We start from the raw sequence: 24,018 nt of genomic DNA on the forward strand, positions 1-24,018 counted from the left end.
TTTAAAATATTATTTTATGAGCAATACCCGATGTTGCGGTTCTCTTTGCATCATTTGCTAAATTTTTAATGTAATTACTTCTCAAAGCTGGATTATCTAGCAATTGTTTCACCGCAATATATATTTCATACTCATTGATCGCAACGATTGAGCCTGTGCTGCCATCTGTAATTTGTTCCCTTGCACCGTTAAAATCAGTAGTAACAATCGGCTTATTCAAACATCTCGCTTCATTAAGAGTGATGCAATAGCCCTCATGCCTGGAAGGCTGTACATATAAGTCACACTGAGCTAAATAAGGATACGGATTCGGGTTTGAGCCTAATAAGATAAAATGCTCCTGTAGGTCATACTCTGCAATAAGCTTTTCAAGCTCCTTTCTGGAGCTGCCTTCGCCTACGCAATACCATTTTACTTTGTAACCATCTTGTATTAACCTGTCCAATGCCCTAATAGCGAGATCTTGACCTTTTTCAATCGATAATCTGCCTATCGTTAAAATTCTAATTCCTTCAAATGGATCAGAAAAGCCTCTTCCCTCTCGGGACTGATTCATTACGCTTTGAGCGGATACCAGATTATAGAAAACCGCTGTTTTTTCTTCTAAATGTGGAAGTGCATGAACGAGATTGTTTCTGGCTTGTTTGGAAACGGCATAAATTTTATCGAAATAGGGATACATCTTAGATGCAAATGTACAGTTAAAGCCTATTTTAGTAATATCAAAATGAACCCATTGCAGCTTGTTGGCAGCTTTAATTTTCTTCAACACAAAATAACTAATAAAATCCATTGGACCGGCATAAGCAACTGCGATATCATATGTTTTCGCTGTTTGTGGGTAATCTTTTAGTATAGTTTGATATAAAAATGTTCTGTCTTGCAGCAACTTACTTCCTATATACAACGAACTGGCTTTAATAAACTTACCTAGCTCCCATTTTTTTAGTGACCTCAAAGCTACATGTAGCAACGGCTTATTAATCAACTCTTTCATACCCGGATAATCAATAACATACTCAATCGTTACATGCCGGGGAATCTGATTCATAAACCCCCCGTACTCTTCCAACATAAGCAAAGTAATGTTGTAGTTCTCAGGCGGCAGCTGTTCCAGCATATTAAGCAATGCCTTTTCCGTACCGCCAACATTCATGTTGATTATCATGAAAAGCAGCTGTTTTTTTCTCATTACCTATACTCACTTTCCATTATCCAATTAATTCATAAAACTTTTCCAGTTCCTCGATGTTACCTTTTTTCTCAAGCTGCAAATAATTTACAATACTTTCTCTCAAAGCTTTATCCTTTATTATTTTCATAATTCCGTCGCACACCGCTACACCATTCATATCTACAACGAGCCCGTTCTTTCCATCCACCATTTGATTGAATACGGCATCGAATCTAGTTGTCACTACGGGTACGTTTAACATGCGAGCTTCTGCTAATGCAAGCCCAAATCCTTCAAATCGGGATGTTTGCACATAAATATCCGAATGCTTGATATACGGATAAGGATTAGATTTTACACCTAGTAGAATCAAGTGCTCTGTGAGCTTATATTCCTTAATATATTGTTCTATTTCTTCTTGCAAAGGGCCTTTTCCAAGTACATACCATCTGAATTTTACACCCATCTCTTTTAATTTTCTGCAGGCTGCCAGTGTAATGTCATATCCCTTTTGGTGGTTTAATCTGCCTATTGTCAATATTCGGATCCCGTCATAGTCATCGTTAAAGCCCTCGCCCATGTCTGCCATTTGGGATATTAATTGTGGATTATTAATATCGTAAATAACGTTTATTTTGTTTGCATATTGAGGGAATGTTTCAATGAAAATTTCTTTAGTTGAATCTGAAACAGCGACAATGCCGTTATATTGATCATAAAACCTCTTTTGAAATTTTTGCTCTTTCTCGTCTATCCTATAAGTCACATTTACCCATGCAAATTTTTTATCCGCTGCAATTTTGTCCGCTACATAGAAGGTTGGCACACCTTGAGCATAACTGATTGCGATATCATAATGCTTTGGATTGCTTTCAATAACGTGAGAGACAGATTGCCAAAAAATTCTTGCTTTTTGTGGATGGCTGTATTTTTTCATCCTTATACCTATGGAATATCTACCTCTGGATTGAATCCACTTGAAATCAAACTTCTTTATTGAATACGATATTGCTTCTTTAATACTTAAGGTGGAAAACTTAATGTAATTTAAAGGCGGTAAAATATGCACCTCTTTAGGCACAAGCTGTTCAAGCTTCCCGCCATGTCCGAACAGCATCAAATCAACAGAATATTCTGAAAAGTCTAGCAAGGACAGTAAAGTAACTAAACTCTTCTCTGCACCTGCGACATCCAAAGAGTCTATAACAAATAATAGATTTTTTTTCATATAAACCATTTAACCTCACTTTGTCGGCTGCATTTTATCGTTGTTCTATGTTGTTATTTTTTGCTTTACCATAGTAGACGAAACACCTTGTGTGTAAGGAAAATATATAATCTCAACACCGACCATATCAAACTTTTTCTCCATTTCAACGAATAGAGGATCTCCTTTCCAGTCATCCCCTACAAACATAACGTCAAACTTTAAATACTCCCAGGCCAGAAACTTGTCACGGCTCGTTTGTTGAACGACTTTATCCACATATTTAAGTGATTGTACGATAGACATCCTGTCCGATTGAGGAATAACAGGCCATTTGTTTTTATACTTCATAACCAGCTCATCTGTGCTGACACCTACAATTAAAAAATCACATTGTTGTTTCGCATTTTTTATTATATTAAGATGTCCTACATGAAATAAGTCAAATACACCTGTTGTATAGCCAATTTTATACGGCTTCATTCATTTGCCCCCTCTTCTTTTCGAAACAAACTTCATCTATCCGCTTAATCAAGCTTTCACATGCTTTGCCTTCCTCGAAGGTTCCTATGCGAGCTAAAAATTGCTTTAAATTTCTTTCGTATTCTTCCCTATCGAAATTTTGAACCTTATTTAATAAATCATTATTGCTAAACGCACTAATATAAGGTAATTCCCACAATTCAAAATATAGTTTCCTTTCTGTGCTGGAGTATTCTTCTACATCAGGGACATACAAAAAGCATGGCCGCTGTGTAAATGAATAATCAAACATTAAAGAGGAATAATCGGAAATTAAAACATCCGCAACGCTTAACAATTGCTGAATATCATCATAAGAAGTAACGTTTATTACGTCATTACTAAATGGCAGCTCTTTAGCTTTAGATAGGAGATGAGGATGGAGTCTAACAAGAACAATCCACTCTCCGCCAAATTTATTTTTCAGAGAAGCTAATAATTGTGAATAGTTAATATCATATACGTCTAAATTATTATTTTTTCTAAAAGTCGGAGCATACAGCACAATGTTATGGTCAATAGGTAGATGCAGGGCAGATAAAACTTGCTCTCGCATAGCCGGATTTTTATGAAAAAGGATATCATTTCTTGGAGTGCCAATTTCCAATATTTCGCCATCGTACCAGAATGATCTTTGAAATATCTCTGTGCTTAATTTACAGCCGGATAATAATAAATCGCATTTAAGAGAATCCTGTTTAGCCATTTGCACATAATGTTCAGGCAAGCTATGCTCCGCATCCTTTTCGATATGCTTTAACCGTAATGAACTATGCCAGGTTTGGATGTAATATTGTTTTTTTCTTTTTATGAACATTTCAGTCGTCCTGTAATTCGTAATAATTACTTTCGCAGTACATAAATGGTAAAAGTAAGTGAATGACATCACCTTCACCTTTTTAATGCCAGTGAGATTCCGCTTTGACTCCAGATCATTAAAGGCCCAGACGATATCGAACTTATTATCAGGAAAATTGGCTACTATGTATTCTGAAATATATTTTGGATTATCCCCGTATTGACTCCCATAATAACTAAATAAAAATATTTTATTATTTTTAATAGGGAGAACATTTAATATATGAATGATAGTTAAAATGAAACGTTTCTTGAAACTCGCCATCAGGTTCTTCATATCTATCCCCTTACTTATTTAAAGATCCAATCGCTTAAGCCCATTCGGCAATGGCAAGATTCTCATCTTAATCGATAACCTTCGAGCCAACAGGTATGCGATATTGAAATAAGGATGTACGTAAAATAACAACAATTGATTTTTCAAATGTCTGTCTGCTTGAACGGACCGATTAAAATGATTGAAGTACCTCTTAATATATTTCTGTATTTTTTTTCGATAAAAACGGTTGCCGCCATTCTTCCTGTTTGCCAGCAGAAGCGTATAATGGGTAAGATTGGCTTTAAGAAGTGATTTGTACGATTCACTCGTTAATTCTGAATAATACATTTCAATAAATAAATGCCTTTCTTTTAATCCGCGGATCATATCCAAATTTTTGGGACTGTAGGAAGCGACGATACTATCGTTTCTCTGATAGTAATATAGCAAAGGCAGATGTATGATAACGTATGTATTAACCCGATGCATCACATGATGTGCCCAGAATACATCCTCGAATAAAACACCTTTTCTAAATGGAATATCTTTAATAAGACTGGTTTGATAAAGCTTGCCCCAAGCGAAGTTTTTTATTTTTTCGTTAATTACGAGTTCGTACATTAGCTGTTTATTATCTAGAACTACCGGATCATCTTTATCTGAATAGTAACGAGTATCCAATTGTAAATAATCATCATAGGCGTAATAAAATGCTGATTGAACAACTTCTGCTTTGTAATGAATACTTTTATCCACCAATTCTTCAATCATTGTTTTTTCTAACCAATCATCGCTGTCAACGAACATTGTATAGTCACCAGTTACGACCTGCATGCCGGCATTTCTAGCATCAGATAATCCGCCGTTATGCTTATGAATCACTCTTACCCGGTTATCTTTCAGAGCATAACTGTCTGCAATGTCCCCGCATTGATCGGGGGATCCGTCATTCACTAGAATAATCTCTAAATGAGTGTAGGTTTGGTTAAGTATACTATCTACACAGCGGCGCAAATATAGCTCCACTTTATAGATAGGTACGACTACACTTACCACTGGATGCATATCATTACCGCCTAACTAATCAATTTGTACAGCTTTTTAAGCTCTATGCTATTTTCATAGCTTTTTATGCTGCAATTGCTGGATAGCTTCATTCTATAGCTCGAATCAAGGTAAAGCTGTTCGATGCCATCTGCAATGCCTTCTGCAGATAACTCCGCTATATGACCATCAATACCATGCTCCACCTGGCTTCCGGCGGTCGTATAATTAGTAATGACGACAGGCTTAGCCAGTATTTGAGCCTCTACAACGGTGACCGCTTTTCCTTCGTAACGCGATGGCTGCACATACAAATCTGCCCGATTTATGAAAGGATAAGGATTAAGCTGCTTGCCCAGCAAAATGAACTCATTGTCCAACTCATTCTCCTGGACCAGCTTCCGGATATCTGCTTCATCACCACCGTACCCGACCACATACCAAGCAAGCTGATCATAGCCCCTTGATTTTAGTATTTTTAAAGCTTTTACAGCTTGATCAATGCCTTTAGCATGTGAAAGTCGAGCAACAGTAACGATTTTGAAGCGTGTGTCATGACAAATTTGGCTCTCAATTGGTTCCTTAGCTCTTTCAATGACAAAGCTTTCGGAGGTGATATTTTCAATTACACTAACCTTTGATTCGAGTGAAGGATACTTATGAATAAACGATTCCTTGCAATGCTCCGATACAGCAATAATCGTATTGAATTTATCCCACATCGCAACATCCAGCTTTTCATCTGTTTCTGCCATAGAATAATCGGTATGAATCCACGCGATTTTGGTTTTGGCTTTCACTTTATTTGCTACGAAATAATGCGGCCACAAATAGCTGATCGCTACATCGTATCTTTGCTCCATAGCAGGCAGGAATGGGATGGCGTATCTCCACATATACTGCATCTGCTTATAGCCGGGTTCCGCTTTAGCACTCCATAACGCTTTATATTTAGCCAATAATCTCGTGCATCCGACAAGCCATTGTCCTTGCTTCATTATCTGTCCGATAGGCAAACGAAAGGTTTTATAAGCAAGAGATTCATCCAGTAATTGAGGGCCTTCGGGCAGCATGGGCAAGAAATCCCCAGTATGGCTGTAAAGCATAAGATCAACCTTATAGTTTTCATAATCAAAAGCTTCCAGCATACTAAGCAAGCTTCGCTCTACTCCGCCAACTTCCATATCAAATGAAGATATCAGCACCTTATTCATAACGACCTCCACTTAAAAAAGTAATGATATTTATTTCCCTACATATCCAATGATGATCTTTCTCTATGCTTACGCACAGCCCACAAAACTGGACGTAATGGAAAATAGAGAAAATGTATGGGCTTAGGCAAGCGGAGTGTTTGTGCATCCTCAGGATAGGGATATAGGAAGCTGGCAATAAATAATCCTTTTTGCTTTGCTGTAAGTAATGAAAATAAATACTTTTTATGATAGCTGCTTACTTCTGCCGTAAGCGGCTCTGAGTGCAAATTGATCATCCTTTGAATATAAAACATCGTATCCTGCACAAGCCATTCCCCTTTTCGCGAGTGGAGAAGCGGCTTCATCCCTTCTTGCAATGGGATTGAAAATAGGCGAACACATAAAAAAACGGCTAAACTCCCTAAATGCAAATACTGATGTTTTTTTAGCAATGCGGTTAATTTTACCCAGTCTATCGGCTGGCTTATGAGCTTTTTAATATCAAGCAGCCAGCGCAGCCTTGACCACCCATGCCTTGCTCCATGTGTAACTAGAAATAGAAACAGATCTTCTCTGCCCAAATAATAAATGGGACGGTTTATCAATGAGCTTTTTCGCTTACGCTCCCACAATTGAATGAAATGCGGTTCCTTGGACGGAAATGGATTTAGTCGCCAATGAATCTCGACTTTAATTTTCTTCTCAGGATGAATAAATGTGACATGGTGATGTCTCCACTTCCAATCATTAAGAATCGTATCGATGTACTCATCCTTAACATAGCCAAGACCTTCTAGCAGTTGCTCTGCTTTAGGAAGATCGTTAAGCGGCACAAGCAGGTCTAAGTCGCTGGAGGTTCTTAATGAAACATCGCCATACAAATCCGCTGCAATAATGGGACCTTTTAAAAACAGAGTACGAATGGCATTTTCTGAAAACAACTTGGCAATTTGCTCCATTTCTCCGCTTAGTGACAGCATGAGCAAAGTATTGCGGTAAAAATCTCGTTGAAACATTTGCAGAACGAAAGGTGGAATATTAGCATCTTTCATTTTTTGAATTTCCTTATTAATATAAGGAAATACACGATGATGTCGAGCCAGCTCAATCACATGGTTCCAATTAACCACTTCGAGCAGCTCATTAAATTCCATAGCTAAGTCATCTACGCTATTATCATCAAGCATAGCTAACAGCAGCTTCAATTCATTAGACAAGTCTTCCTTGGACATTTGAATCTGTGTACTCATGAATATCTCCTTCATGTCTGCAAATTATCTTATAATTCTTATATAGAACAAAATATTTAATTTCGTTCTATATAAAGAACACCTCTACAGAATATCACCGCATAACTAGATTGTCAAACTATTTACATGATTTATGAAGATCATCAAGCAGATTGAACATCCTCGCGAACGGAAGCGACTAAGCCTTCCTTTAAGCAATCAATCACTCTTTCTTGATCATGAACCGACATATTCGAGCCTGAAGGCAGGCATAGACCAGAAGCAAACAGCTCTTCACATACCGAGCGTCCCGGCTCATGTGAATAGTAGGCTGCTCCTTCATATACAGGTTGCAGATGAAGCGGCTTCCATAATGGGCGCGCTTCAATATTGGCATCTGCTAATCGCTCTAAAAGCTGAAGATGAGTAATACCCGTTATTTCTTTATCCACTAGCATAGTGCTTAACCAGCGGTTGGAGCAGCTTCCTTCCAGCTCCGATAAAAAGCTTACTCCCTCTATCCCTGCTAAACTTTGTTCATAATGTTCATAGATTGCCCTACGTGCCAGGATACGCTGGTCAATTACTTCCATTTGAGCTCTGCCAATGCCTGCAAGTACATTGCTCATCCGATAATTGTATCCTGTACAGCTGTGCTGATAGTGAAGTGCAACATCCCTTGCTTGAGTAGCCAAATATTTCGCTTGATGGATCAGCTTCTCGTCATCAGAAACCAGCATACCGCCACCTGAAGTCGTAATGATTTTGTTGCCATTGAAAGAAAAGATACCTAACTTTCCGAAGCTGCCGCTTTGTTTCCCATTATAGGTAGAACCTAGCGACTCCGCTGCATCCTCTATAACGGGTACGTCGTATCTATTGCAGATGGACATAATCTCTGTCATTTTGGCCATTAGACCGTATAGATGCACGATAATGACTGCCTTTGGCAAGCGATTCGCCTTTTTAGCATCCTCCAGCGCTCTCTCCAAAGCTTGAGGAGACATATTCCACGTATCCGGCTCTGAATCTATAAATACAGTACTCGCGCCTATGTATCGAACGGGATTTGCACTGGCGATAAATGTAAAGCTCGGGCAAAATACAACGTCATCTCTTTGGACATTAAGAAGAAGCAGAGCCAAATGAATGGCCGCCGTGCCAGAACTGACGGCTGCAGCACTTTTAATCCCTGTGTAAGTTGCAACCTTTTCTTCGAAAGCATCGATATTCGGCCCAAGCGGCGCAACCCAGTTTGTCTCAAACGCTTGATTGATATAGTGCTGCTCGTTGCCGCTCATATGTGGTGAAGACAAATATATTCTTTTCGGTTTATCCGTTAACATATATTACACCTCTATCCTTCTAAATTAGTCGTTTTCCCTTGAAATACAGGCATCGTTGCATGATTATCATTGGATATGCCTTTGGATTTGGCTACAACCCCAATCGTCATCCATAATATTTTGAGATCGAGTCTAAAACATTGATGCTGCGCATACCATGCGTCCCTCTCGAGCCTCTCCTCCCACGTCATCGCATTGCGGCCATGAACCTGCGCCCATCCTGTAATGCCAGGCTTAACCAAATGGCGTTTAGCTTGCTCTTCTGTGTACAGCGGCAAATATTCCATTAATAAAGGCCGCGGACCGACCAAGCTTAACTCTCCCTTTAGCACATTAAAAAGCTGGGGTAATTCATCCAGGCTTAACTTCCTGAGAAAACGTCCAACTCCAGTTAATCGAATATAATCAGGCAGCAATTGTCCTTCGTCGTCCGTTGCGTTAGTCATCGTTCTGAATTTTAAAATTTCAAAAGGTTTACCATGCAAGCCAGGGCGAACCTGCCTAAACAAAATAGGCGCACCAAAATGGATGCGCACAATTAAAGCAGTACCTAGTATGATCGGCCAAAGCATAAGCAGCAGCAAGCCGGCAACGATATAATCCATGCTTTTCTTTACCATTTATAACTCCCCTATTTGCAAGCTAATTCTTAAAAAATAAGATAGTCGCTTTTATAATTAATATTTAGCACAATGACATGCTCATAAATAAAAAAAATCAAGTATAGTGCAATCAGCAAAAAATACATTAACAGATGATCCTTCTTTCGAAAGACAGGAACAAGCCAGCCGATTAACAGCAATTGATACAAATTAAAATAAATAGCCAGCCGCGCAAAAATCCAATTCTGAGAAGAAATGATCATGATTACCGTTCCAAGAATGGATAAATTAACAACGATATCACTATATGGGCATATTTCCTTCAGCTTCTCCCGTCCCATATATGCTACAACTAATGGTGCAGCTGTTACGAGTACTCTTATAAAATTCGCTCCGCCTTCTTTGAAGCTATTATAATAGCCATATTGTGTGTCTTCTATCGCTTTGAAAAACAGCTCCGAAAAGTAGTTGTATCCGAGTACGATCCCAATCGCCAGCAATAGCATCAAAAACGTAGAGCTCTTCCAGGCCTCGCGTCTTACGATGAAATAGACGGGAATCATAACTAACGCGCTTTGATGAAATAAAGAAGCAAATACGGTTATTAACATATATAGCTTCCAATTTCCTGCGAACAATGCTTTGGTTGCTGCAAATACGATCGAAGCCGCCAAATATTGCCGCATGCCGTTCATAGAAACTAAAAAGGCGCCTGAAGCAATATAAATAAATATGCTCATTTCAAACAAACGGGAATATTGGTAAAGCGTTATGACAATTAGTACATTCGTAATTAAAGCTGTTGCAAATAGTAAAATTTGAGGATCATCGGACAATTGCTTAAGCAGCATTTGAAACAATCTGAAGCCGCGGTCACTTTGATCCGCAAGCGCAGCCCAGCTAAAATCTCCCACTTTATAAGCATGCTTGTAAAAGTAAGTATCGCCAATATTGCTTCGCAGTCCGGATACAACTACTAAGGTAGCGGCCACAGCTGCGGCCATGATTTTATTCGGCTGTACATTGGTCGAACCGTTAAATACTGGAACAGAAAAGTATCTTGCCATAGCGGCAAAAGCAAATACGATCGCTAAATTAACCCACAGAATAGTCATTCGCTTTTCCTTTCAATTGCTTGCTGTGTAGCTTTAACCGAATGTAGCCGTGAAGGAGTATACCTGGAAGTATAGCAGCAGCAACGAACCAAGGATGGCTAAGCTCCTTCCAGATTTGCTTCGAACCAGCAAACATGCTGCTGGAGACATAATGAACAGCCTGACGATATTTGAAGCCCATGCTGGCGCTTGGAAGCTTCATCAATGCTTGACGATAGAAGGAAAAACCTTTTGGATGAGCAGCATATTGCTTAAACATATTGAGTGACGACCCATCCGGCAAATAATCTACAATGCACAGCACTTCATTAAGCATAAGCAGTTTATAATGCTGATCAAGCATGTAGTATTTATAGGCCAGGCCGACATATCTCTCTCCTTCGAACAGAGGATAAGGGTACTGGCGCGTCAGCTCTGTACGATAAACAAGCTTCTTGTCACCTGACACGCCGTGCTTATAGTACAAATCAAATAAAGAGGAGCTCTGCAGCTGCTCAGGCAATAAGGAGCCAATTACCGTACCATTTACATAGGCGTCTAAACCTACAAAGCCTGCAACAGCTGAGCTTTTATTGTTCGTCCAGAAGTTCACTATTTTATCGACTGCATCTTCAGGCAAATAGTCATCGGAATCTATGCACATATTCAATTCGGTCGTAATAAGCTCATAGGCTGTATTATGAGCTCCATGCATCCCTTGATTGCTTTGATAAACGTAGCGGATAGTAAGCCTTCCCTCTGCGATCCATTCATCAACGAGCTGCTTCGTGTTGTCGCTGGAGCCATCATCAATAATTAACCATTCAAAGCTTTCATTCGTTTGTCTAAGCAAACTATCGTATAATTGATGCAGAATATAAGCTCGGTTATACGTGGGCGTAAATATCGTTAACAGCTTCATTCTTCACCTCGTTATTTGACATATAAAACTGCTCCAGAACCTTTGCTGAATTTGTAATATTGTAATTTGACTTTTGGAGTTTATTTGTCATATTTTTGCGGCCATAGGGATGATCGACATTCAATATAGCTTGCGTAAAAGCATTAATCGTCTCAATAGGCTGGAAAGACATCAGGCCCAATTGCAAATCCGACTCATTGCTCACGCGATCTGAAACGATGCATGGCAAGCCTGCTGCTTGAGCTTCAATTAAAGTGACTGGCAAGCCTTCAAAAAAAGAAGGAAAGATGAGAACATCGAATGCTTGCATAAGCTCATTGACATTATTCCTGACACCAAGCAAAGAGATGCTGTCCGACAAGCCGTTGCTCCTAATCCACTGCTCGACCTCGGATCGAAGCGGTCCATCGCCTACTAACAACATCTTGCTATCCGGCCTATGCCGAAGCACCTCCTTCATAAGCTCCAGCATAAATGCATGGTTTTTAACAGGTACGAAGCGTCCTACGTGGCCGATGACGAACTGCTCCTCCTTTAAGTTAAGCTCTTTTCTTGTCTGACATCTTATGCTTTCCGAATAGCTAAACGGCTCCAGCTCCACTCCATTGGGTAAAATCAACGCTTGCTTTGCTTGCTGGCGGAATAACCAATTAGCCGCCTCCTTGGAGCAGGCAAAGTAATGGGACGCTGACGACATTATTCGAGTACCTGCCAGCCATTTGTATAATCGATTCACAAAGCCGCCCTCACTAGCCGAGCTATGACTATGTGCTATTCTCGTCGGGATACCTGACTTGCGGGCCGCATGTAGTACGAAACCGCTCATTTTATCCATATGGGCATGAACAATGGAATAATCGTGATGCTGGCTGAAGAACTTTTTCAAAGCTTGCAAATAGCCAAAATGACCCGCTTCACTTACATAGGGAATGCGATAAATACGCCCACCCAACGATCGGATTTCATTATCGAACACGCCTTCCTTGCATGTCAGAAAATCGAATTGCAGCTTCGTCCGATCCATTTGCCGATACAAATTCATAATTAGTGTTTCTGCACCGCCGCGATTCATATTAACGACGGCATGTAAAATTCTTATCGGGTTGCTCATTGTGATTGCTTCAATCCTTCCATCTTCTTACTCATTAAAGGAATATATAAGGAATGCAGCTCACGCTTCACATTAGACAAGCTGTACTGCTCCACCAGCTTCAAGCTGCGATTGCCCATGCGTTGCCGGATACTTGCTGATCGATACAATTGCTCCAATGCTTCCGCCATAGAAGCTGCTGTTTTCACGATATAGCCGTTTATCCCATCCCGGACAAGCTCCGAATGGCCACGATTAGGAGTGGCTACAACAGGCAGTCCACAAGCCATCGCTTCCAGAATATTGACTGGCAGCCCTTCGCGCAAACTAGAAGCCACTGCTATGTCACACATCGGCAGCAGCTCCTTAATATCGTTGCGAAATCCGAGGAAATGTACTTTGGCCGCTATTCCAAGCTTTGCGGCAAGCTGCCGGCATGCCTCGAGCTGAGGCCCTTCTCCAGCTAACAGCAATCTTGCTTGGGGCACTTTGGGCAGTAAATTTGTCAGCATATGAAGCAGAAGCTGTTGATTTTTGTTTTTGTTAAATTCACCTGCGTAAAATAATAAAAATTGATCGTCATTGAAATGCTGCTTATTCCGTATGCTGGATTTGTTTATATAGCTGATAGGCCGGTATGATTCCAAATCTATTCCAACCCCATGAACATGGGCGATTTGTTTAGCTTTAAAGCTTTTGACAATGGCCAGCTTATGATCCTCGTAATTAATCGTAATTAAACAATCTGTATAACGAGAAAGCAGCTTCTCAATAGGGTAATAAATAAGCCAATGAGCAAGCGGAGCGCCCTTGCAGAAATGAAAGCCGTGAGCCGTGTAGAGCAGCTTCGTTCCCCTTTTTCGTGCTTTTCTGGCCGCAAGACGTGCTAATACGCCTCCCATTGGGGTATGACAATGAATGATTTCATAGGAATTGCGATCTATCAAGTCCCTAAGCTCGCGGTAAGCTTTAATATTATTGCGGCTGAGCGGAGAGCGCTCAATCGATATCGCGAACTTTTGATCAACAAAAGGGAGGTCCATATCGCCTTTTGCAGCGATATGAACCTCCCAGCCCTGCTCCTTGAACCACTTCATGATGGGCAAATGAAATGCTTTGAAGTGATAGTCCACGGTAGCGCAAAATAGTATTTTTTTGTTCATAACCGCGCCATTTCCCTATCCATTACTTGTGATAAATATTGCAGCAGATCATGCTTTAATTCTTCACGCTGCAATGCAAACTCGATCGTCGTTTGGATGAAGCCCATCTTCTCTCCAACATCATGGCGAACGCCCTCAAATTCAAAGGCATACACAGCTTCAATTTCATTTAATGCTGCAATTGCATCGGTCAGCTGGATTTCGCCTCCAGTCCCAGGCTGCTGATTTCCAAGCACTTCGAAGATGGAAGGGTTCAAAATATATCTTCCCATAATGGCCATATTGGAGGGAGCCTCTTCCCTCGCAGGCTTCTCAATTAAATGTCTGACTCGATGGAATGCCTCTTCCATTTTTGTTCCATTAACGATGCCATACCGCGATACCTCTTCATCCGGCACTCTTTTCACACCGATAATCGAGGTATGGTATTGCTCATACTTCTCAATCATTTGTTTGATGCAAGGCTTCTCAGATGCGATAATATCATCACCAAGAAGCACCGCAAAGGGCTCATTGCCGATAAACTTTCTTGCACACCAAATCGCATGTCCAAGACCTTTAGGCTCCTTCTGCCTGATATAATGAATATCAACCATATCGGATGACTTGCGCACCTCATGCAGCAGCTCGAATTTATTTTTAGAGGTAAGTGCATGCTCCAATTCCATTGAATTGTCAAAGTGGTCCTCAATTGCACGTTTCCCTTTGCCTGTCACGATTATTATATCTTCGATTCCCGATTCGATCGCTTCTTCTACAATATATTGAATCGTTGGTTTATCAACAATGGGCAGCATTTCCTTAGGCATTGCTTTGGTCGCGGGCAAAAACCTTGTGCCTAATCCAGCTGCCGGAATAATAGCTTTTCTAACCTTCATTAATACGATCCACCCTTCTACTATTATCCAAATGCTGATACTAAGCTTGGTTGTTTAATTTCGTGATTAGCGATCGCTAACAACTGTGTTCGCAGCTCTGACTTGCTCATCCTTGAAAATTGATGAATGAGCCTTTCTATTTCATCCATATGTATTTCTGAAGGTGTTCCTATATAAATTTTGGGATATACCTGCTGATCCATACGCTCACCATCCTTGAGCATTTCTTCATATAGCTTCTCCCCAGGGCGAATACCTGTATATTTAATCCCAATTTCATCCACGGTATAGCCGGACATGCGGATAACATTTTGCGCCAAATCTTTAATTTTTACGGGTTCACCCATATCCAAAACGAATATTTCCCCTCCTCTTGCCAACGCACCAGCTTGAATAACAAGACAGGAGGCTTCAGGAATAGTCATGAAATAACGTTCCATATCAGGATGGGTAACCGTAATCGGACCACCCTTTTCAATTTGCTTCTTGAATAAGGGTATGACACTCCCTCTGCTGCCAAGCACATTTCCAAATCGGACTGCTACAAACCTAGTAGTGCTGCCGCGATCCATATGCTGAATGATCATTTCCGCAGCCCGTTTCGTCGCGCCCATGACACTTGTCGGGTTAACCGCTTTATCTGTCGATATCATAACGAAGGTTTGCACATGATTCGCGCTCGCTGCTTTAGCTGCATTCAGAGTGCCCAGCACATTGTTTTTGAAAGCTTCTTCCGGGTTTCTTTCCATTAAAGGAACATGTTTATGCGCAGCAGCGTGATAAACAACATGCGGCTTATGAAGCTCCATTACACTTAACATTTTTTCAGCGTCCTGCAAATCTGCAATTTCTGTAATGATCTCAATATGGGTATGTCCGAAAAGCTCCCTCAGTTCCATCTCAATAGAATAAATGCTATTCTCGCCATGACCTAATAATATTAATTTTTCAGGAAGAAACCTTGCTACTTGTCGACAAACCTCGGACCCAATAGAACCGCCGGCCCCTGTGACCAGGACAACCTTTTGTGTCACATAGCCCGAGATGCTGTCGATATCAAGCTCTACAGGCTCGCGGCCTAATAGATCCTCTACCTGCACATCGCGGAAATGACTGACGGAAACTTTGCCTGAAGCTAAATCCTCCAGCTTCGGAATCGTTTTTGTAACGGTATTCGTTTTAGCACATTCAGTAAATATCGTTGCCAGCTGTTTTTTGCTTAGAGAAGGAATCGCAATGACAATATTGTCAATTTTTTGCTGCTTGGCAACTTCAGCAATTTGCGACACTCCTCCTAATACTGGAACGCCCATAATGTCCAAATGATGTTTATGTATGTCATCATCGATGAATGCTACCAGTTTCAATTCTGACTGCTGATTGTTAAGCAGTTGCCTAGCCAGCATCGTACCTGCCGAGCCTGCACCTACAATAAGTGTTCGTTTGCTAGGCTGGCCGGTATTATGCTCAACGCCTTGTGCCATTCTCCAAACTACCCTCGAACCTCCAATGAGCATCAAGCTAAGGAGCCAGGTAATAAGCAGCAATTGAACAGGCAGCTGGCCCCAGACGATCCATTCAATAACGCCGAGAACAACGATCGAGGCAGTTACTGATTTTGTGATTGTCATAAATTCATGAATACTGGCATATTCCCATACTTTTTTATATAGCTTGTAATAACCAAACAACAAATAATGACAAATCAAGAGCATGACAAAGCTCGACCACAGTACTGCAGGCGGGCTGGACAAAGTAGTATACAGTAATAAGTAACTTCCTAATACAGCTAACAAAATAATAAAAGCGTCCGCTAGCATAAATAAAATAACCCGAAGTTGATAATTCAAGCTATCCACCCTTTCAAATGTATTGAACGATTAAAACGTTTGATTATAAGGCTTTTTAAAAAAACCGTATAATAAAAAGCTTTAATCAAGGACTTTTTTATATTTCAAGGATAAATAAATGGGCATTCAACCCACCCTCACGCCACACTTTTGACGACTCGCGTCTAAGGTCTGTACTGACCCACAGCATGGCCGAGTGCCTCCATTGATAACGGCTAGGAGACATTGCCGGTCGTTATAACGAACACAAGAAGCATGCAGGAACGACCCTGTCGTCCTTCACTGGGGACGCACGGTTTCTTAGAATTAAAAAAAAGCGCCTGATAATCAACCGCTTTTATTGTTCAAAATAACACCTAAAACATTCGCACTTGCAAACAGCAAAGCACTTTGTACCTTTAAGGCTTGCTCTTGATTGGACTTTCCGTTCTTTAACAGCATGATCACACCATCACATAAACTCGCCAGCGATAGCGTGTCTGACAATCCAAGCACAGGAGGAGTATCGATAAGCACTCTATCATAATGGCTAGATGCAAATTTTATGAGATCTCGCATAGCTGCAGAATCGAATAAATCTGTCGAATTCAATAAGCGCTGACCGCTGGGCAAAATATGCATGCCTTCTATATCCGTACGGTAAATCGTATCACTCGGACTTAATTGCTGGCTCAGTACATTCGACAATCCCGGAGAAGCCTTAATATTAAAAGCTTTATGAAGAACAGGATTGCGCAGATTAGCGTCAATAATAAGAACTCTTTCGCCTCTTTGAGCCATACAAATAGCTAAATTTATCGTCGCTGTCGTCCTGCCGTCACCCTTGGCTGGAGAAGCAATCAGCAATGTTTTGACTTCACTGCCCTTGGAAGCGTATAAAATGTTGTTTCGAATCATCCGGTACTGCTCTGATATTTCACAATAAGGATTAAAATACGATAATAGACTTTTTCCGACTATCGATTTATCCGATTTAATTCTTTCACGAACCAACTGTCTCCCCCCGAACTAGTATACTTTTCTGCTTCTTTGTGTTCTTCGAAAAATCTTTACGTTTAATTTTGGATACATGACCCAATACGTTTAATTGCAAAAGCTCTTCTATTTCGTTTTCAGTCCGTATGGTATCATCTAAAGTATCCAGCAAAAATGTCAAACCAACACTTAATGCCAGACCTAGCAGGAAAGCCGCATAAATCATAGTGTTGCTTTTCGTATTAATCGAGGTTGGATTTGGCTCTGCATCAGACAAAACCCTTACATTCGAAATGCCCAGCGTTTCTTTGCCCACTGTTTTGTACAGCTCTACACTTTTATTCGCAATATTGGCAGCTGTCTGCGGGTTGGAGTCAATAACCGATAGCAGAACAATCAACGATCCATCAACATTATCTACTTTAATTTGACCTCTTAGCTGGGAAGCGGAACGCTCCAATGACAATTGCTCTATTACTTGATTTAACAAAATAGGTTCCTTGAACAGCACTTTCGCCGTATTCATCATCTCTGTACTGGTATTAATAATGATTCGAGTGGAGGATACATAAGCCGGCGGCTCAGGACGAGCATTGTATATTCCGCCTAGAATCGTACAGAGAGTCGTGATCAATACGATCAGCCATAACCGTTTTTTTAATTTAAGAATGATTTGCTTCAAATCAATTTCACGTGAAGGTTTCCTGCCTTTAGACGTATGTAACTCTGAAACAATTTCTGATTCCTTTAGTATCATTTTCACACCTGCTTTGTTTTTTATAACGAACGATAAGTCAATATTAGTTCATTATATAGAACATGTCAATGTATTTATACGCAATTTTCTAGATTCATTCGTTGTCAATTTGCAGAATGATTATTTTTGATGTTTTCTGCTTGCCGCTTCTGCTTGCATCGGCCTTCATATACTCTTCCTTCCATCTGCTCGAACGAACAATTTCCTTTAATGCTTTGAAATCCCCTTTACTCATGCCTTCATCAACAGCCTCTTTAATCATAGAATGCCATTCTTCATCAAGAACACTATTTATAGAAGCGTTAAGTGAAAGATCACGATCCAGTAAATATTCAATATCACTATCCAAATGATAGGCAATTTTGGCCAGCACCTGTAAAGAGGGGTTGTTCTGTACGTTTCTTTCGATGTAGCTTAAATAAGATTTTGAAACGCCTGCTAAATCCGCTAATTTTGTTATTGAGTATCCTTTTTTCTCCCTTAGTAATTTAATGCGTTCCCCGATCATAGCAATCTCCTTCGCCAGATTGAATACTTATCTTCTACAATACCTCTATTGTAGTTCTTTATAACGAACACGTCAATATGTTTTATCGTTCCTGCAACGAACAGGTTCAAGGTGAAAACTTATCCTTTTCTTTTTATAAAAAAAAGCTTTAGTCACTGCGGACTAAAGCTTCCATTTCTAATACGCCTTCGCTATTTCCAGCTTTTGTGTCTTGCCGTCACCGCCTGTGAAGTACAAATGAACACCATGATCCTGATCGTCCATAAAATAAGAGACATACTTTGGCTCATGCTTTTTCATTGGCACCAGCAGCGCGGCAATTCGGTGACTTGCCGCCTTCGGCGCAGCAGCATGCAAATGCCACTGTGGATCCAGTCCTTCAATCTCCCCAGCTTCGACATCCGTAAAATTCTGATGCTGGCTTAAGCTTACTTCGCCAGATGAGCAGTAAACAAAACGCACATCCATATCAGCTTTGTTGCCGCACACTTTAAACGAGGATGCAGACAGCTCCATTTGATGCTGCGTATGCAGCAGCCATTCAACTTTCGCTGGCTGCTGCAAATCTACCGAGTCAACGACAACGATATAACTATCATTGAAAAAGTAGATCTCGCGCTTGTAATTGCTAAGGTAAGGCACATGCTCCAAATAAGCCGCTGTGGCGTTTAAACGGCAGTAGCTGTATGCAGCCTCTGAGCGGACCTCCTCAACAACGCCAAACGCTTCTTTGCATAACACTTTATTTGTGCCGGCATATTGGCCAAGTCCATCGATCAAAAGACCGTTTACCGACCTTGTTTGTCTGCGCCAGTTCGTATGCATCGTGCTTCCAAAAGCTATATAATAGCCGCTTTCTATCGCAAGCGGCTCGCCGAATGCATGCAGCAGAAATGCATTCTGATCGCCATGGCTGTGGCTGATCGAGCCATAACCGCTGCTTTTGGCCAGCAGCATAATATGTTCGCTAGGGTCATCCATGTTTTTGTGCATGGCAACCCAGCCAATATCGCGGAACCATTTGACCTTCTCAATCGTCCCGCTATCTGGCAGCACCGATTCTACTTCTGAATAATCGTGCCTGTATACAAGCTCATCAAATCGGAAATCCCACCAGCCGTAATTGTAAAACTTCGTATCCGCATCTTTATCGTTCTTTTTCGTCTGCTCATAATACCATTGATAAAGCCCATTACCTGTAATTCCGGCAAAGTGCCGCATATTGAAGCCTGTTTTCAGGCTAGGCGGCTCACCGAGAGTAGATTGGTCGCCAAAGCTGGCGCGGACCATGTCCGGACTGTTGCAATACAAGGGGAAATCGCCAGTCTTTTGAAAAAATGGCCGCTGAAAAAAATCGATGCCGCAATAATTCTTTATTAAATTGATCGCATCAATAACAAAAGCCATTCCTGTCGTCCAATACATCGGCCCCTCGGCCCAGCCTCCATCAGCGCCTCCCCATGGCGTGTACAGGCATGAGTAATACTCTAATGTATAATCAAGCCAGTCCTGCACAGCCGGCGCTTCGCCGCGCAATGCAATACAGGCAGGCACAAGCACGGACGACAAGGAGCGGACGGCATGGCTGTCAAACGGTACCTGGTGAATCTGTGACCGGACGATGACATGATCGGCTACCTGCTTTGTCCTAGCGAGTAAAGATTCGCGAACGGCAAGGCGCTCCTCTTCTGTCAAATAATCAAATAGCCAATCATAGCCCCAAGCCAGTGCCCCCGCGATCCGGAAGGCTGCCTCGTCATTATAGTCTCTTGATGTTGTGCCGCCGGTATCCCAGGCTGCCGCATGCAGCAGCCAAAGCTTTGCCTTTTCAATTAGATCTGTATCCTGCAGCACAACCCCGGCTATGCTCATATGCCGGATCGCATACAGCATTTCCTGGCAGTCCATGTACATTTGGCGCCATAGTTTCGCTACGCGTTTGTTGTTCGGGTACCTTGCAGGCTCTGCGATTAACTCTTTTTTTGTCCAAGGCAGCACGGAACGCTCCATAAATTCATCCCAGCCGCAATATGCAGCATCTCGCCTCACCTGCTCGCGCAGCCTTTCTACTCCAGCTTGATCCAGCCATAGCCGCGGATGCTCATCCACAGCCGACTGATAGCGTGCTGACCGTTGCGGCAGCGGCGTTTCAGGCAGACCTGCATCTACACAAAAACTTCGGATCACGCTCCAATTTGCAGCCTGCAGGCCATCTGCCTCAAGCGTATATCTCCAATAGTATCGCCCCGGCTCCAAAGGAGCTTCGGGCGTATACAGATTGTACGGAATCGCTTGAATTGTTCTTGTTGTCTCCGGCTCAAACTGCTCAGTCGCAGCTATTTGCAATCTGTAGCTTGCCTCACCTTGCTGTGCAGGCATCCATGTAAAGCGAGGCGGGTTTTCAATGACGATCGTGTGCTCATTTGGTTCGTATTGAACCGACAATACACCGCTTTTGGGCTCAAAAAGCTTAAGTTTTGCGCTCACTTTGTCAGCTCCTTTATGCCTTCAACCGTGCAAACATATTGCATCGATTTGTTTTCATCTCCAACGACTAATGTCCTGTTATCCTTCGCCAACTCTATTGTACAAGGCTTTGATCCGCTCCGATAAACGGCTATGAAATCCGCCTGGTCATCCAAACATCTTGCCAGAAAGCCATTCATCGCAGCTGAAGGATCTACCGCAAGTCCCGGAGAAGTGATATGGAGCAGTCTTGCTTCAGCAGGCAGCAGAAGTGAGACAGACAGACTGCTTAATTGTTCGGGATCAAGATCTGAAGCATACTCTATTACAGTGCTTGCCGTTTTACTGGAGGAGGTAAAGTCATATTTTTGTTCTGAATAGCTATGCACTGCTTTCACATAGTTATATCCATCCGACTCTCCAAGGGAGAGATCTGCGGAAATCGGCTGCCAGCTGTCAGACAAGCCCGCTATTTGCCCGCAAAAGTGAAAGGTCCAATCTATTATATTGTTCTTTGATAACGCAACATTGTACCAATCGATAACCCAATCCTCCGTTAGAAGCACATGCCGACGCAGCCTTGCTCCTTCATAAGCTTCGCTTGCTTCGAGACTGATGGAAGCCTTTCCGTTCTCCGGCCGCTGATAACTGCTTGCTGCAAAATACGTGCAGCGGGCGGCGGACGGTTTCTGAGATTGGCCTCCAACGGTTACTGTATTATGGCTAACTGTGTGCGGATACCAATTTTTCTTAAGCTCAGAACCGTACGGAACAGTACCGGGATCAGGCGATACAGCAAATCTGCCATCATAAAGCATCAAATTCAGCTTATCAAAATGGCCATGATTGCCGCCATGAGGACCGAAATCAAGCAAGCAAGCTAACGGATTGTCAGGATGCTGCAGCCGGGCAAAGCCGCTTTCCTCCAGCTTCCAGGATATCATCTTCGACATCTGATGCTTCGATGCTCGTTCCGAACAGCCATACAATACGGCTTCCAGCAGAGCCGGGTTTCCATACTGCTCTTCTAATCCAGCAGCGCGCCCGGCTGCAGCCGCGCTTTCATAGGCGGACTTAAGCAGCGGCAAATAGGAGGATTGACCGAAATGGGCATAGCCGATTTCCAAAACCTCTACTATTTCGCGTGTATAGGGCAAACGTTCATAAGGGCCGTCATGAAAGGCTGGCAGCTGCCCTTTTTCATCCGCAAGCAGAACTAGCACATGAAGCATTTTTTCCAGCGACTGACCATCCTTGCCCTGCAAAAAATAACCATCAACGCCAAATCGGCCTAACATTTCGGCTGCTATCATATACGCGCGAAGCACGAATAAATGATAATAGACGCTGCCTTCGAACTCAAAGCCATCCCCGCGAATAGCGCAGCTTAAATGCTCATGCAAACCGCCTGGCCCATACACAAGCTTCTCCAGACTGTCTTTATTTTGCTCCGCTGCGTAAACACAGCATAAAGCAGCATTCAGCCATGCCGTGTAGTTATTTTCCACCTCTCCTCTTTCTACGGTTAAAATGTAATGGTATTGCTCCATACTGCTGCCAAGCATACGTAAAAACGGATCTATAACAGCACTGTCCTGTGCAAACGATACCCCTTGATCCGACAGATTCAAATACGCCCTAATTAAAGTCGTTGCCCAGATCGCCTCAGTCAATGCCTGATGGAAGGCTCTTCCTTTAAGCATCCATGGTTTGGCATCCGGATGTATCGGATATATCGGAAATTGCTTCGCATATTGAACAATTAGCCGCCTTCCCCAATTACCGTACTTTGGATTTCTGGTAGAAGCGTATACTGCAGCTGCCTGCAGCGCATAGCGCGCCATCGCCTGATGCTTAAATACGAGCCATGCCCCTCTATAAGGCTCTCCGCTTAAAACACAGCCATGGGTGCAGTGAAAAACGTCGGCGTCATCCTGCAACGGATCAAATAAAAGCTCGGTATGGTGCTCCGGGCAGACATATTGATGCCACCATCCGCCCGGCTGCAGCGGAACAGCCAAATTCCGCATTATTACCTGATCGAGCTCAAGCTGCAATTGTGCAATGGCTTCCTCATACGTGGCTGCCAGCTCTTCTCGAATAAATGTTTTCATCGCATGAACATTCCGCCGTTAATTTCAATCGTTTCGCCAGTCAAATAACTGCTCAGCTCAGAAACAAGGAACAAGGCTGATCCAGCTACATCCAGCGGCAAGCCTTCCCTGCCGAGTGGAATGCCCTTGATCGTCGCCTGCCTTGCAGCTTCCGGCGTAAAGGTGGAATGGAAGGCTGTCTCGCCAATAAAGCCCGGTGAAATAGCGTTTACTAGAATGCCGTCAGCCGCAACCTCTTTGGCAAGCCCTTTGGTATAGGCCATGACCGCAGCTTTGCTTGCAGCATAGATGGATGCACCTGCTCCGCCCCCATTATGCGCCGCAACGGAGGTTAAATTAACAATTCGGCCGCCGCCGCTGCGCTTCATGCCGGCAAGAACAGCTTTGCAAGCAAACACCGTGCTTTTAAAATTCACATCCATAACCTGTTCATAAAGCTGTTCAGTCATATCTGCATTATTAAGCCGACTAACCAAATGCCCGGCATTATTAATTAAAATTCCAACCGGACCTCCGAATGCTTGCTCCACCTCAGCAACCAGTCTTTCTACTTCTTCAACCTTAGTGACATCGGCACGGAACACTTTTCCTTCTCCTCCGGCCGCTTCAATTTGCGCTACTGTCTCGTTAGCTCCTGCCTCGTTGTTTAAATAGTTAACAGCGACTTTAGCACCGCTTTTCGCCAGCATAATCGCAATTCCCTGTCCAATACCTCCGCTCGCACCCGTCACCAAAGCAATTTTACCATTCAATTGTATATTCAT

General features: G+C 42.2%; 21 protein-coding genes. All 21 read right to left on the reverse strand.

Features of this window, described 5'->3' with window-relative positions; genetic code table 11:
* Nucleotide 1: 1 nt before the first annotated feature.
* Nucleotides 2-1,192 (reverse strand): glycosyltransferase, encoded by a 1,191-nt coding sequence (locus V1L65_RS12215; protein ID WP_331699425.1) that lies wholly within the window; start codon nucleotides 1,190-1,192, stop codon nucleotides 2-4.
* 19 nt (nucleotides 1,193-1,211) lie between these two features.
* Complete coding sequence (locus V1L65_RS12220) at nucleotides 1,212-2,402, reverse strand: glycosyltransferase (protein WP_331699426.1); 1,191 nt, start codon at nucleotides 2,400-2,402, stop codon at nucleotides 1,212-1,214.
* Nucleotides 2,403-2,447: 45 nt separating this feature from the next.
* Nucleotides 2,448-2,864, reverse strand: coding sequence for an adenylyltransferase/cytidyltransferase family protein (locus tag V1L65_RS12225; RefSeq protein WP_331699427.1), 417 nt, complete (start codon nucleotides 2,862-2,864; stop codon nucleotides 2,448-2,450).
* Nucleotides 2,851-4,038: a CDP-glycerol glycerophosphotransferase family protein gene (locus tag V1L65_RS12230; protein WP_331699428.1), complete on the reverse strand. Its 1,188-nt coding sequence runs from the start codon at nucleotides 4,036-4,038 to the stop codon at nucleotides 2,851-2,853. Before V1L65_RS12230 ends, V1L65_RS12225 begins: the two co-directional genes overlap by 14 nt.
* 18 nt (nucleotides 4,039-4,056) lie before the next feature.
* The gene (locus V1L65_RS12235) at nucleotides 4,057-5,085 is read right to left on the reverse strand and encodes a glycosyltransferase family 2 protein (protein ID WP_331699429.1); all 1,029 of its coding nucleotides are present in this window, start codon (nucleotides 5,083-5,085) and stop codon (nucleotides 4,057-4,059) included.
* 11 nt (nucleotides 5,086-5,096) lie between these two features.
* Nucleotides 5,097-6,278: a glycosyltransferase gene (locus V1L65_RS12240; protein ID WP_331699430.1), complete on the reverse strand. Its 1,182-nt coding sequence runs from the start codon at nucleotides 6,276-6,278 to the stop codon at nucleotides 5,097-5,099.
* Between the two features lie 38 nt (nucleotides 6,279-6,316).
* Nucleotides 6,317-7,510 (reverse strand): nucleotidyltransferase domain-containing protein, encoded by a 1,194-nt coding sequence (locus tag V1L65_RS12245; RefSeq protein ID WP_331699431.1) that lies wholly within the window; start codon nucleotides 7,508-7,510, stop codon nucleotides 6,317-6,319.
* A 143-nt stretch (nucleotides 7,511-7,653) separates the two neighbouring features.
* On the reverse strand, nucleotides 7,654-8,835 hold the full coding sequence (locus V1L65_RS12250; RefSeq protein ID WP_331699432.1) for an aminotransferase class I/II-fold pyridoxal phosphate-dependent enzyme: 1,182 nt from the start codon (nucleotides 8,833-8,835) through the stop codon (nucleotides 7,654-7,656).
* 11 nt (nucleotides 8,836-8,846) lie between these two features.
* On the reverse strand, nucleotides 8,847-9,455 hold the full coding sequence (locus V1L65_RS12255; protein WP_331699433.1) for a sugar transferase: 609 nt from the start codon (nucleotides 9,453-9,455) through the stop codon (nucleotides 8,847-8,849).
* A gap of 29 nt (nucleotides 9,456-9,484) precedes the next feature.
* Complete coding sequence (locus V1L65_RS12260; protein ID WP_331699434.1) at nucleotides 9,485-10,552, reverse strand: EpsG family protein; 1,068 nt, start codon at nucleotides 10,550-10,552, stop codon at nucleotides 9,485-9,487.
* On the reverse strand, nucleotides 10,533-11,453 hold the full coding sequence (locus tag V1L65_RS12265; RefSeq protein ID WP_331699435.1) for a glycosyltransferase family 2 protein: 921 nt from the start codon (nucleotides 11,451-11,453) through the stop codon (nucleotides 10,533-10,535). The genes V1L65_RS12260 and V1L65_RS12265 overlap by 20 nt, the downstream gene beginning before the upstream one ends.
* Nucleotides 11,419-12,564: a glycosyltransferase family 1 protein gene (locus V1L65_RS12270; RefSeq protein ID WP_331699436.1), complete on the reverse strand. Its 1,146-nt coding sequence runs from the start codon at nucleotides 12,562-12,564 to the stop codon at nucleotides 11,419-11,421. Before V1L65_RS12270 ends, V1L65_RS12265 begins: the two co-directional genes overlap by 35 nt.
* Entirely contained in the window at nucleotides 12,561-13,706 is a 1,146-nt protein-coding gene (locus V1L65_RS12275) for a glycosyltransferase family 4 protein (RefSeq protein WP_331699437.1), read from the reverse strand. Before V1L65_RS12275 ends, V1L65_RS12270 begins: the two co-directional genes overlap by 4 nt.
* Nucleotides 13,703-14,584 carry a UTP--glucose-1-phosphate uridylyltransferase GalU gene (gene galU / locus V1L65_RS12280; RefSeq protein WP_331699438.1) on the reverse strand — a complete coding sequence of 294 codons (882 nt, stop codon included), beginning with the start codon at nucleotides 14,582-14,584 and terminating at the stop codon, nucleotides 13,703-13,705. Before galU ends, V1L65_RS12275 begins: the two co-directional genes overlap by 4 nt.
* A 23-nt stretch (nucleotides 14,585-14,607) precedes the next feature.
* Nucleotides 14,608-16,434 carry a polysaccharide biosynthesis protein gene (locus tag V1L65_RS12285; RefSeq protein WP_331699439.1) on the reverse strand — a complete coding sequence of 609 codons (1,827 nt, stop codon included), beginning with the start codon at nucleotides 16,432-16,434 and terminating at the stop codon, nucleotides 14,608-14,610.
* A gap of 327 nt (nucleotides 16,435-16,761) precedes the next feature.
* Complete coding sequence (locus V1L65_RS12290; RefSeq protein ID WP_331699440.1) at nucleotides 16,762-17,427, reverse strand: CpsD/CapB family tyrosine-protein kinase; 666 nt, start codon at nucleotides 17,425-17,427, stop codon at nucleotides 16,762-16,764.
* Complete coding sequence (locus tag V1L65_RS12295; protein ID WP_331699441.1) at nucleotides 17,417-18,166, reverse strand: YveK family protein; 750 nt, start codon at nucleotides 18,164-18,166, stop codon at nucleotides 17,417-17,419. The genes V1L65_RS12290 and V1L65_RS12295 overlap by 11 nt, the downstream gene beginning before the upstream one ends.
* A gap of 94 nt (nucleotides 18,167-18,260) precedes the next feature.
* Entirely contained in the window at nucleotides 18,261-18,674 is a 414-nt protein-coding gene (locus V1L65_RS12300; RefSeq protein WP_331699442.1) for a helix-turn-helix domain-containing protein, read from the reverse strand.
* Nucleotides 18,675-18,851: 177 nt separating this feature from the next.
* A complete protein-coding gene (locus V1L65_RS12305) occupies nucleotides 18,852-21,161 on the reverse strand; it encodes a DUF4962 domain-containing protein (protein WP_331699443.1) in 2,310 nt (769 codons plus the stop codon).
* Nucleotides 21,158-23,254 (reverse strand): heparinase II/III domain-containing protein, encoded by a 2,097-nt coding sequence (locus tag V1L65_RS12310; protein ID WP_331699444.1) that lies wholly within the window; start codon nucleotides 23,252-23,254, stop codon nucleotides 21,158-21,160. The genes V1L65_RS12305 and V1L65_RS12310 overlap by 4 nt, the downstream gene beginning before the upstream one ends.
* Nucleotides 23,251-24,018, reverse strand: a complete 768-nt coding sequence (locus tag V1L65_RS12315; RefSeq protein ID WP_331699445.1) for an SDR family NAD(P)-dependent oxidoreductase — start codon at nucleotides 24,016-24,018, stop codon at nucleotides 23,251-23,253. Before V1L65_RS12315 ends, V1L65_RS12310 begins: the two co-directional genes overlap by 4 nt.

Source organism: Paenibacillus sp. IITD108, from assembly GCF_036541265.1.
Taxonomy (GTDB): domain Bacteria; phylum Bacillota; class Bacilli; order Paenibacillales; family Paenibacillaceae; genus Pristimantibacillus.